Source organism: Clostridium celatum (genome assembly GCF_021412605.1).
GTDB classification, from domain to species: Bacteria; Bacillota; Clostridia; order Clostridiales; family Clostridiaceae; genus Clostridium; species Clostridium celatum.
In genome coordinates this window covers 1-11,848 of sequence record NZ_JAJKGM010000060.1, presented here as the reverse complement: position 1 = coordinate 11,848, position 11,848 = coordinate 1, and the positions used below count along the sequence as shown (strand labels likewise).

General features: G+C 27.4%; 11 protein-coding genes. All 11 read left to right on the top strand.

All coding sequences use genetic code 11. The features are described from left to right. The first annotated feature begins 171 nt into the window (after window positions 1-171). A complete protein-coding gene (locus LPC13_RS15805; protein ID WP_005210748.1) occupies window positions 172-1,551 on the top strand; it encodes a L,D-transpeptidase family protein in 1,380 nt (459 codons plus the stop codon). Window positions 1,552-1,647: 96 nt separating this feature from the next. After that, window positions 1,648-2,484 (top strand): deoxyribonuclease IV, encoded by an 837-nt coding sequence (locus LPC13_RS15800; protein ID WP_005210749.1) that lies wholly within the window; start codon window positions 1,648-1,650, stop codon window positions 2,482-2,484. Window positions 2,485-2,616: 132 nt separating this feature from the next. Then, entirely contained in the window at window positions 2,617-3,117 is a 501-nt protein-coding gene (locus tag LPC13_RS15795) for a hypothetical protein (RefSeq protein WP_005210750.1), read from the top strand. Window positions 3,118-3,201: 84 nt separating this feature from the next. After that, entirely contained in the window at window positions 3,202-5,493 is a 2,292-nt protein-coding gene (xdhA, locus tag LPC13_RS15790) for a xanthine dehydrogenase molybdenum-binding subunit XdhA (protein ID WP_005210751.1), read from the top strand. A 12-nt stretch (window positions 5,494-5,505) separates the two neighbouring features. After that, complete coding sequence (gene xdhB / locus LPC13_RS15785) at window positions 5,506-6,378, top strand: xanthine dehydrogenase subunit XdhB (RefSeq protein WP_005210753.1); 873 nt, start codon at window positions 5,506-5,508, stop codon at window positions 6,376-6,378. Between the two features lie 3 nt (window positions 6,379-6,381). After that, window positions 6,382-6,858: a xanthine dehydrogenase subunit XdhC gene (xdhC, locus tag LPC13_RS15780; protein WP_005210755.1), complete on the top strand. Its 477-nt coding sequence runs from the start codon at window positions 6,382-6,384 to the stop codon at window positions 6,856-6,858. Between the two features lie 30 nt (window positions 6,859-6,888). Then, window positions 6,889-8,169, top strand: coding sequence for a guanine deaminase (gene guaD, locus LPC13_RS15775; protein ID WP_005210756.1), 1,281 nt, complete (start codon window positions 6,889-6,891; stop codon window positions 8,167-8,169). Between the two features lie 58 nt (window positions 8,170-8,227). After that, window positions 8,228-9,070: an FAD binding domain-containing protein gene (locus LPC13_RS15770; protein ID WP_234089005.1), complete on the top strand. Its 843-nt coding sequence runs from the start codon at window positions 8,228-8,230 to the stop codon at window positions 9,068-9,070. Then, window positions 9,063-9,539 (top strand): (2Fe-2S)-binding protein, encoded by a 477-nt coding sequence (locus LPC13_RS15765; protein ID WP_005210762.1) that lies wholly within the window; start codon window positions 9,063-9,065, stop codon window positions 9,537-9,539. The genes LPC13_RS15770 and LPC13_RS15765 overlap by 8 nt, the downstream gene beginning before the upstream one ends. 25 nt (window positions 9,540-9,564) lie before the next feature. Further along, on the top strand, window positions 9,565-10,806 hold the full coding sequence (locus tag LPC13_RS17135; protein ID WP_195245116.1) for a xanthine dehydrogenase family protein molybdopterin-binding subunit: 1,242 nt from the start codon (window positions 9,565-9,567) through the stop codon (window positions 10,804-10,806). Window positions 10,807-10,818: 12 nt separating this feature from the next. After that, a complete protein-coding gene (locus LPC13_RS17130; protein WP_005210766.1) occupies window positions 10,819-11,757 on the top strand; it encodes a xanthine dehydrogenase family protein molybdopterin-binding subunit in 939 nt (312 codons plus the stop codon). The last annotated feature ends 91 nt before the right edge of the window (window positions 11,758-11,848 follow it).

The window sequence follows — 11,848 nt, the reverse complement described above, 5'->3', positions numbered from 1 at the left end:
CGCCGTGTACCAGACCGGTACGCACGGTGGTGTGAGAGGACGGAAAATAAAATAATTATTTTCCTCCTACTCGATTAGTCTATTTTTATATTTAAAATTAATTATTAGTCTTAAATATAATTAATCTACATAAAATATATAAGCAATCTAAAACTTTAGGGGGAAGAGTTAGTGGTAAATAATAAAAAATCACCTATTTTTAATATATTGATTTTATTTTGTAGTTTACTTTCTATATATTTTGTAATCGTAATATACTTTTCTAATCACTTTTTTGTTGGAACATCTTTAAATAATATAAATCTCTCATGTAAAACAATTAAAGAAGCTAATGTGATTTTAAATAAATTTGCTAATAATTATACCATTGAATTGAAAGAAAGAGGCGGGTTAATAGAAAATATTTCGGGAAGTGATATTAATTTTAAATATAACTCTAAAGAAAAACTTCAAGAAATAAAAAATAATCAAAATCCTTATTTATGGCCATTGTTGTTTTTTCAAAATAATAAATATGTGAACAATGAAATATTTAGCTATGATAACTCCCTCTTCAATGAACAATTTGAAAAGTTAAACTGCTTTAAAGAAGAAAATATTATAGAGCCACAAAATGCAACATTAAAGTTTAATGGTAGTGAATACTATATAATTGATGAAGTCTACGGAAATAAAATTAATAAAGATTTTTTACATGCATATATTTTAAATTCTATATATATTGGAACAAAATCCTTAGTATTTGATGATATAAATTGCTATGAGGATCCCAAATTTATAGCTACCTCTGAAAAAGTATTAGATACTAAAGATACATTAAACAACTATGTTAATACAAGAATATACTATACATTTGATGATACTATTGAAATTCTAGATGGAAATACTATAAACACTTGGTTAGATATTGATGATAGTTTTAACATTATCTTTGACAATAATAAAATTGATGAATATTTGAAATCCTTAGGCGACAAATACAATACATATGGTAAAGCTAGAGAATTTAAAACTACTACTAAAAAAAATATAACTGTAATAGGCGGCAATTACGGTTGGAGAATAAACAGGTCAAAGGAACGAGAGGCTTTGATTAATGATATAAAAAACGGTGAAAATATAATAAAGGAACCTATTTATCTACAAAAAGCACTAGGTACAAGAGAAAATGATATAGGTAGCACTTATGTTGAAATTAATTTAACAAATCAATATTTATGGTTTTATAAAGATGGTGATATAGTCGCTCAAGGTGATATAGTCAGTGGTAATGAAAGTAGAGGTCTTTCAACACCAGTTGGAACTTACATTTTAAATTATAAGCAAAAAGATGCAACATTAAAAGGTGCTGGCTATAGTTCAAAAGTTAGCTATTGGATGCCATTTAATTCTAATATAGGCCTTCATGATGCTACTTGGAGAAATGATTTTGGTGGCAATATATATAAGAGTAATGGTAGCCATGGTTGCATTAACTTACCAGTATATCTTGCAAAAAAAATCTATGAAAATATAGAACCTGGAACACCTATTATATGTTATACTGAATAAATGATATTATTATTTAATAAGTATTATCTATTGATAATAAAATTTTTATATAGTATTATTTTATTAAAATAACAATTTATTTTTGGAGGAATACAAATGCTGAATATTGGATGTCACTTATCAACCACTAAAGGTTTTAAAAATATGGGGAAAGAAGCTTTATCTATAGGAGCAAATACTTTTCAATTTTTCACTCGTAACCCTAGAGGTGGTAAAGCAAAAGATATAAATGAAAATGATATAAATGAACTTTTAACTATTATGAAAGAAAATAACTTTGCTAAAATTTTAGCTCATGCACCTTATACATTAAATGGTTGCTCTGCTGATGAAAATACAAGAAAATTTGCAACAGAAATGATGGCAGATGATCTAGTAAGAATGGAATACTTACCTAATAATCTTTACAATTTCCATCCTGGAAGTCATGTTAAACAAGGTGTTGATGTTGGAATAAATTATATAGTAGAAATGTTAAATACTGTACTTAAACCTGAACAAACTACAACTGTTTTACTTGAAACTATGGCCGGTAAAGGTACAGAAATAGGAAGAAGCTTTGAAGAAATAGCTGAAATAATTAATAGAGTTGAATTAAAAGATCATTTAGGTGTATGTTTAGATACATGTCATGTTTATGATGCAGGATATGATATAGTAAATGATTTAGACAATGTATTAGAAGAGTTTGATAAAATTATAGGGTTAGATAGATTAAAAGCTATTCATTTAAATGACAGTAAAAATCCATTTAGTAGCCATAAAGATAGACATGAAAAAATTGGTGAAGGAAGCTTAGGACTTGATGGGATAAGTAAAATAATTAATCATCCAAAACTTAAACATTTACCATTTTTCTTAGAAACTCCAAATGAACTTGATGGATATAAAAACGAAATTGAGCTATTAAAAAAAGAGTATATAAATGATTAGATATTTTCACGACAAGCGAAAGCTTGTCTTTTTTTGTATATAAATAAAAGTTATATAAATAATAAAAAAGATTAAAATAGTATTATAAGCAATATAAATATAGTAAAAGCAATAAATATTTGAGGTGATTTTATGAATGAAAATATTATTAACGAAAGTAAAGCAATAAAAGTATTATTTCAGAAATTAATAAATGATAATTATAAACAAAAGGAATATAGAGATATCTACACTATAGATATACTTCCTAAAATAGTTAATAATACTATAAAGTATGAAGACTTTGAAGCTAACATATTAAAAAATAATAGTTATAATATTTTAAATAAATATGTATTAGCCTTAAGCAAACTATATCTTTATGATAATCATATATTCAAATTATCACAGGATGAAGGAGAAAATCTATCCTTTGAACCTTATGATAATGATATAAATAGATTTATAGATGATATTATATACAACTTATCTGTTAAAAATAAAAGGATGGATATTATATTCAACGAATTAAAAATTGGTTTAGAAATAAACTCTTGGTGTATAAAAATTATGGATTTTGGATGCAGCGATTTAAGATTTGTTATGGATATGTTTAAGTCTGAGGGATTGTTTATAAGAAGACCATATTTTTAAAATATAGCTATATTATTTGCATCTTAATAATAACAGAATATATTTATAAATTATATTTTTAATACTTTAATATGAGGTGAATCAATGAGTTACAAAGTTATTGGAAACAGTATTGATAGAGTTGATTCAGTTGCTAAAGTTACTGGAAAAGCAAAATATACAGATGATTTTTTTGAGAGAGAAATGCTTATAGGAAAGGTTCTTAGAAGTCCCTATGCTCACGCTATTATTAAAGATATATATATTGATGATGCGTTGAAGTTGCCTGGTGTGGAAGCAGTACTAACTTATAAAGATTTACCCAATATAAAATTTGCAACTGCAGGGCATCCGTATTCACTAGATCCAAATCATAAAGATGTTGAAGATAGATTAATACTTGCGGAAAAAGCTAGATTCGTTGGTGATGCAGTTGCAGCAGTAGTTGCAAAAGATGAAATAATTGCAAAAAAAGCATTAAAGTTATTAAGAGTTGATTATGATGTTTTACCTGCTGTATTTAATCCAGAAGATTCTATTAAAGAAGGTGCACCAATAATTCATAGTGAAAAAGAAGATAATATAATAGCCTCTTCTGTAATAAACATTGGTGATATTGAAAGTGAATTTAAAAAAGCTGAATATATTTTCGAAGGTGAGTATGAAACAAGTATAGTTCAACATTGCCAATTAGAAAATCAAAGTGCATATGCTTATGTAGATAGCAACGATAGAATAGTAATTGTAACATCAACTCAAATACCTCATATTGTAAGAAGAATAGTTGGGCAAGCTCTAAATATTCCTTGGGGAAAAATTAGGGTTATTAAGCCTTATGTTGGTGGTGGATTTAGAAATAAGCAAGATGTAATAATTGAGCCATTGACTGTAGCAATGACGTTAGCTGTAAATGGCAAACCAGTTAGGCTTTCTTTAAGTAGAGAAGAAGTATTTATAGATACTAGAACTAGACATGCAATGAAATATAATATTAAAACAGCAGTATCTAAAGAAGGAAAATTATTAGGAATATATATGAAAAATATAGTTAATAATGGTGCTTATGCCTCACATGGACATTCAATTGCAATGAGTGCTGCAAGTAAATTTAGACCATTATATAATTTTAATTCTATTAAAGTAGAACCTAAAACAATATATACTAATTTACCTACTGCAGGAGCAATGAGAGGATATGGAATCCCCCAAGTATGTTTTGCTTTAGAATCCCATATAGATGATATTGCTTTAAAGTTAAATATTGACCCAATAAAATTTAGAGAAGATAATTTTATTAATTTAGGATATATTGATCCATTAAATAATATTAAGGTAAGATCATTTGGCCTTATAAGCTGTATAGAAAAAGGTAAAAAATTAATAAAATGGGATGAGAAGAAAGAAGCATATAAAAAGTATTATGGAAATAAAAGAAGAGGGCTAGGTATGGCTTGTTTTAGCTATTTCTCTGGTACATATCCTGTATCACTTGAATTAGCAGGAGCAAGAATTGTTATGAATCAAGATGGATCTATTCAACTCCAAGTAGGAGCAACTGAAATTGGACAAGGTAGTGATACTATTTTTTCACAAATGGCAGCTGAAGTTTTAGGTATAAATATAAAAGATGTTCATATTATAAGTACTCAAGATACTGATATAACTCCATTTGATACAGGTGCCTATGCATCAAGACAAAGCTTTATTACAGGTGCAGCAGTTAAGAAAGCAGCACTTGAAGTTAAGGAAAAAGTTCTTATTTTAGCAAGTAAAAAATGTGGATTAAATATTTCAGAATTAGATATAAATAATGGCGAAATTATTGAAAAGAAGCTAGGAAATGTTATATGCCCATTAGCAAAAATAGCTCTTGAATCTTATTATGATAGAGAAAATGCCGCTCCTATAACAAGTGATATATCTGAAAATATAAAAATTAATGCAGTAGCATATGGAGTTACCTTTGCAGAGATAGAAGTTGATATTGAAACAGGTAAAATTGAAATTTTAGAAATATATAATATTCATGATTCTGGAAAAATACTTAATCATAAAATAGCAGAAGGACAAGTTCAAGGTGGAGTAAGTATGGGACTTGGATATGCATTATCAGAAGAACTGTTATTTAATAAGGACACTGGAGAACCATTAAATAATAACTTACTTGATTATAAAATTCAAACTATTTTAGATACCCCTATTATCGGTGTTGATTTTGTAGAATTAGAGGATCCTGCAGGTAGCTTTGGTCAAAAATCACTTGGAGAAAATCCAACAATTTCTCCAGCACCAGCTATAAGAAATGCTGTTTTAGATGCAACTGGTATAGCATTTAATAAACTTCCTATGAATCCACAACGTGTTTTTGAAAAATTTAAAGAAACCGGATTAATATAAAGGGGGAGTTTTATGTTTGATATAAATAAAATTAAGGAACCAGAATCATTAAATGAAGCACTAATAGAATTAAATAATAACCCTGATTTTAAAATAATATGTGGCGGAACAGATGTCCTTATTAAACTACATCACGGAAAAATTTCTAATATAAATTTATTAAGTATAAAGAAAATAAATCAATTAAGAGGAATTAACATATTAGACGATAAAACAATATCAATAGGTGCAGCAACAACTTTTTCAGATATTTTTAGAAATAAAATTATTAATGACTATATTCCAATATTAAGTGAAGCTGCTGTATCTATGGGTGGCCCTCAAATAAGAAATGTTGCTACCTTAGGAGGAAATATATGTAATGGAGCTGTCTCAGCTGATAGTGCACCAGCCTTATTGGTTCTTAATGCTAAAATAAAGATTAAAAGTTTAACTTCAGAGCGTGTAATTAAAATCAGTGATTTTTATGAGGGTCCTGGAAAAGTAAATATTAAAAACAATGAACTTTTAACCGAAATTTTAATTGAAAAAAATGATTATCTAAATAAGATTGGCAAATATATAAAATTTTCTAATAGAAAAGCATTGGATATATCACTACTAGGAGTAGCAGTTTTATATGAAAGAAATGAAAGAGTATTTAAAGATTTAAGAATAGCACTTGGAGTGGCAGCACCTACACCAATAAGATGTAAAAATGCAGAGAGTTACGCTATAGGTCAAATAGTTTGTGATGAGACAGTTAATAAAATTGCACAACTAGCTATGACTGATGCAAATCCAAGAAATTCTTGGAGAGGATCAAAGGATTATAGATTACATTTAATTAATATCTTAGTAAAGAGAATATTAAATTCTACTGTTATAAGGAGTGAAATAAAGTAAAAAATGAATTCTTCTAAAATGGAAAAAATTAATATAACAGTAAATGATACTGAATATAATTTAGAAGTTGATATTAGGGAATCACTTTTAGATGTATTAAGAAATAGATTATTTTTAACAGGTGTAAAAAGAGGTTGTTCTGTTGGAGAATGTGGTGCTTGTACAGTATTAGTAGATGGACTTCCAATAGATTCTTGTATTTACTTAGCTATTTGGGCTGATAAAAAGAAGATATTAACTATAGAGGGTGTTTCTAAAAATGGAGAGTTAAGTAAAGTACAAAGAGCTTATATAGAAGAGGGGGCTATCCAATGCGGATTTTGTACGCCTGGACTTGTGTTAACAACAACTTATTTAGTTAATAGCAACAAAAAATATAGTGATGAAGAAATAAAAAGAGAATTATCAGGACATTTATGTAGATGTACAGGATACCAAAAAATTTTTAAAGCAACTAAAAAAGCTTTAACGGAAAAATAATTTAACAATTAACAGAAAGGAGATATAAATTTGAAGAACATCTATGGAATAAAAGGTAATATAATATTTTCACCCTCATTTGGTAAATTAGAGATATTAAGTAATGGAACTATTATAGTAGAAGATGGAATAGTGAATGGAGTCTATAAAGAACTACCTATAAAATATAAGGATATTTCTGTAACTGATTATAAAAACAAATTAATAATACCTGGTTTTATAGACTTACATTTACATGCACCTCAATTTCCTAATATGGGTATAGGATTAGATAAAGAGTTAATGCCATGGTTAAATAAATATACTTTCCCTGAAGAAGAAAAATATAGTGATATAAAATATTCAGAAAAAATATATAAACTTTTAATAAAAGAATTATGGAAATTAGGTACAACAAGATGTTGTATATTTAATAGCATTCATAAGGAAAGTACTAAGTTACTTTTAGATTTATTTAATAAATCTGGATTAGCTGCATATATTGGAAAGGTAAATATGGATAGAGAATGTCCAGATATATTAAAAGAAGATACAAATAACTCTTTATTAGAAACAATTGAAATTATAGAGGAATATAAGAATAAATATGCTTTAGTAAAGCCTATAATAACACCTAGATTTGTACCAAGTTGTAGCTTTCAACTATTAGAAGGCTTAGGAAATATAGCTAATAAGTATGATATACCAGTTCAATCTCATTTATGCGAAAATTTAGATGAAATAACTTTTGTTAAGAAATTACATCCAAATTTCAAAAATTATGCTGATGTATATGATAATGCTAAGTTATTTAGAACTAATAAATCTATCATGGCTCATTGTATATTAGTTAATGAAGATGAAATTAAATTGCTAAAAAATAAAAATGTTTTTGTAGCACATTGTCCAATATCTAATTTAAATTTATCTAGTGGCATAGCACCAATTAGACAATTAATAAACAATGGAATACAAGTAGGATTAGGATCAGATATATCTGCTGGTCACACATTATATATTCCTGACGTTATCAAATATTCAGCACAAGTATCTAATTTAAGATGGCTTAATAGTAATGGAACTGATGAAAAATTAACAACAAATGAATTGTTTTATTTAGCAACTAAAGGCGGCGGTAAATTTTTTGGTAATGTTGGTAGCTTTGAAAAAGGTTATGAATTTGATGCATTAATTATAGATGATAGTGATTTATTAATTAAAAATAATTTGACATTGGAAGAAAGATTGCAAAAGTTTATATATATAGGAAACTCTAATAATATTATAGAAAGATATGTAGCTGGAAAAATTGTTAATGAACCTAATTTTTAAATAAATAATAAAAAGTAGAACATTACTATATATTCTACTTTATAGTAGGTGAAGTTTAATGCAAATATTACAACCTAACACTTTAAATGAAGCAAAGATGTTATTAGCTAATGGTAATTTGAAAATATTGGCTGGAGGAACGGATTTAATCATTAATATTAGAAAAAATAATATAAGTACAGAAATGTTGCTAGATATAAGTAAAATTAGAGAGTTATTTAAGATAAAAGAAGAAAGAGAATATATTTTAGTTGGTCCAATGACTACATTTTCTGAAATTGAAGAAAATCAATTAATTAAGAAATATTTTAATTGTTTATATGAATGCAGTAAACATATGGGTTCACCTCAAATTAGAAATATGGCAACTCTAGGTGGAAATATTATTAATGCTGCATCCGCAGCAGATTCTATTCCTTGTTTAATGTCTTTAGACAGCGAGCTAGTATTGGAGTCTATTAATAGAATAAGAAAAATTAAAATTGAAGATTATTTTAATAATTATAATATTGAACATATAAAAGAGGATGAAATTTTAACAAACATTATAATACCAAAGAATAATTTTATAAGTGGATATTACAAACTTGGTAAAAGAAATTCATTAGCTATATCAAGGATAAGTGCAGCTGTAAGCTTGTCAATAACTGATTTAAAAATTAATAAAATTAATTTATTTATTGGAGCAGCTGGAAGATTCCCTTTTAAAGTTAATGAAATTGAAAATTTAGTTTTAAATAAAGATCAAGATGCATTGTTTCAAGAAAAAATTTTAAGTATTTTAGAAGACTCAGTATATAGTAGTATAAGTGGACGAAGGACTGTTAATTTTAAGAAAGAAGCCGTTAAAGGTATTTATAAACAGGCTTTATATAATGCATTAAAGATAGAAGGTGTTTAATATTAAAGTTTCTATTAATGTAAATGGAATAAATTATTGTAGAGAAATTGATCCAACAGTAAGATTAATTGACTTCTTAAGAGATGAATTAAAGTTAAAAGGTACTAAAGAAGGATGTGGAGAAGGAGAATGTGGTGCATGTACAGTTATTGTTAATGGTAAAACTATCAATTCCTGTTTAATGTTAGCCTCTTCAGTAAATGGAAAAAATGTAATAACAATTGAAGGAGTATCATATAAAGGTAAGCTCCATCCAATACAAGAAGCTTTTATGGAAGTAGGGGCTGTTCAATGTGGTTACTGTACTCCTGGAATGATATTAAGTGCAAAAGCACTTTTAGATAAAAATCCAAATGCAAATGAAGAAGAAATCAAAGTTGCGTTATCAGGAAATTTATGTAGATGTACAGGATACAAAAAAATAATACAAGCTATACTACTAGCTGAAAGTAAATTAAATAATAAATAGTTCTAATACTTTTGGAGGTGAAAAATTGGTTGGTGAAAGTGTAATAAGACCAGATGCATATGAAAAAGTATTAGGTACAGCATCATTTCCAGATGATTTAGAATTTCAAAATATGCTTTATGCAGGAGTTAAAAGAAGTTCTATTGCTTATGGAAGAGTTAAATCAATAAATATATCGGAAGTTAAGAAGTTAGATGGTGTAATTGATGTTATTGATTATAAAGGTATACCTGGAGAAATTAATCATGGAGTAGTATTTAAAGATATTCCCATTTTAGTTAAAGATACAATAAAAAGAATTGGTGATTGTATAGTATTAATTATAGCAAAAGATAAAACAAGTTTAAAAATAGCTTTAGAAAAAGTTAATATAGAGTATGAGGAATATAAAGGTATATTTACAATAGAAGATGCATTAAAAAGTGATGCTCCTATTTTAGGAAATGGAAATAATATTTTGTATGACATAACAATAAAAAAAGGAAATATTGAAGAGGGATTTAAAAATTCTAAATTTATAACAGTTAACACTTATTATACACAAATGACTGACCATGCTTTTATGCAACCAGAAGTAGCTATCGCGAATTATAAAAATAATAATACATTAGATTTGTATGTTGCAACACAATATCCACACTATGATAGAGAAGAAGTTGCTAGATGTCTTAATCTTAAAGAGGAGCAAGTAAATATTATTAATATGACTATTGGAGGGGCCTTTGGTGGAAGAGAAGATATAAATCCACAATGTCATGCTGCTATTGCCTCATATATAACTAAGAAGCCAGTTAAGATAATTTACTCTAGAGAAGAATCTACCATATCCCATAGTAAGAGACATCCTATGAAAATGTATTATAAAACATCTGTTAATAGTAATGGAAAGTTATCTGCAGTAAAAGCTAGAATATATGCTGATACTGGTGCTTATGCATCTTGGGGAATTAATGTTGTAAGAAAGGCAGCAGTACATGCTACAGGTCCCTATGAAATACCTAATGTTGATATAAAAGCATATGCTATTTATACTAATAATCCATTCTGTGGTGCAATGAGGGGATTTGGAGCTGCACAAGTTCCAATAGCTTATGAGTCTCAAATGGACATTTTAGCAGAAAAGCTTAATATTCATCCTCTTAAATTTAGAAATATAAATGCTTTTAATTGTGGAAGCTACACTGCAACTGGCCAAAAATTAGAAGGAAATATTGTCATTAAAAAATGCATAGAAAAATTAGCTTCTATTGATAGGGTTGATTTGTAAGGAGTAATTAAAATGAAAAAGAAAGGTATTGGATATGCTTCAATTTTTTATGGCACTGGTTATGGTAATGGATTTCCAGATGAATCAAGAGCAAGTGCAAAAATAGAAAATAACGGAACCATTAATATATATGTTGAAGTATCTGACGTAGGATCTGGTGGCAAGAGTATAATGTGGCAAATTGCTACTAAAACATTAAATATAGATAAAAATTTAGTTAATATAATCAATACCGATACAAGTATTCTGAAAGATTCTGGTACAGCTGCAGCTAGCAGACAAACTTATAATACTGGTAATGCAGTTCTAAATGCTTGTTCTAAATTAAGAAATAATATTAATAAAGTTATTAATAAAAGTGAAAAATTAACTTCATCAGATATGATAAAAAAAATACTTCAACATATGATAAAAAATAATATTTCAACATATGAAGATGGTTATTTTAAAGCAACTACATCAAAGATTCATAATGAAGATGGTCAAGGCAATCCTTATTGGCCATATACATTTGGAGCACAAAGAGCTACTGTTATAGTAGATACTGAAACTGGTAAGATAGATGTACTAGAAATTGTAGCAATCAATGATGCAGGAAAAATTATTAATCCTACTTTGGCAGAAGGTCAAGTAGAAGGTGGATGCTTAATGGGTATTGGATATGCTCTTATGGAAGAAATTGATTTAAATAAAGGAAAAATTAAAAATACAAATTTCTCTAATTATATTATCCCTACATCTATGGATATGCCAAATATACAATCATATTTTGTTGAGGAAAATGAATATACTGGTCCTTTTGGTGCAAAGGGATTAGGTGAACCAGTAATGTTACCAACAGCTCCAGCTATTTTAAATGCAATTTATGATGCTATTGGAATTAGATTTTATGAACTACCAGTAACTTGTGAAAAAGTATTAGCAGCTTTAAAATATAAAAAAATGATTTAGTTATAAACTAAATCGGGAGAGTAGATAGATTTGTGTAAAAAACAAATCTATCTACTCTTTTTTGTATGATTAGTTGGTAGATTTGGAATAA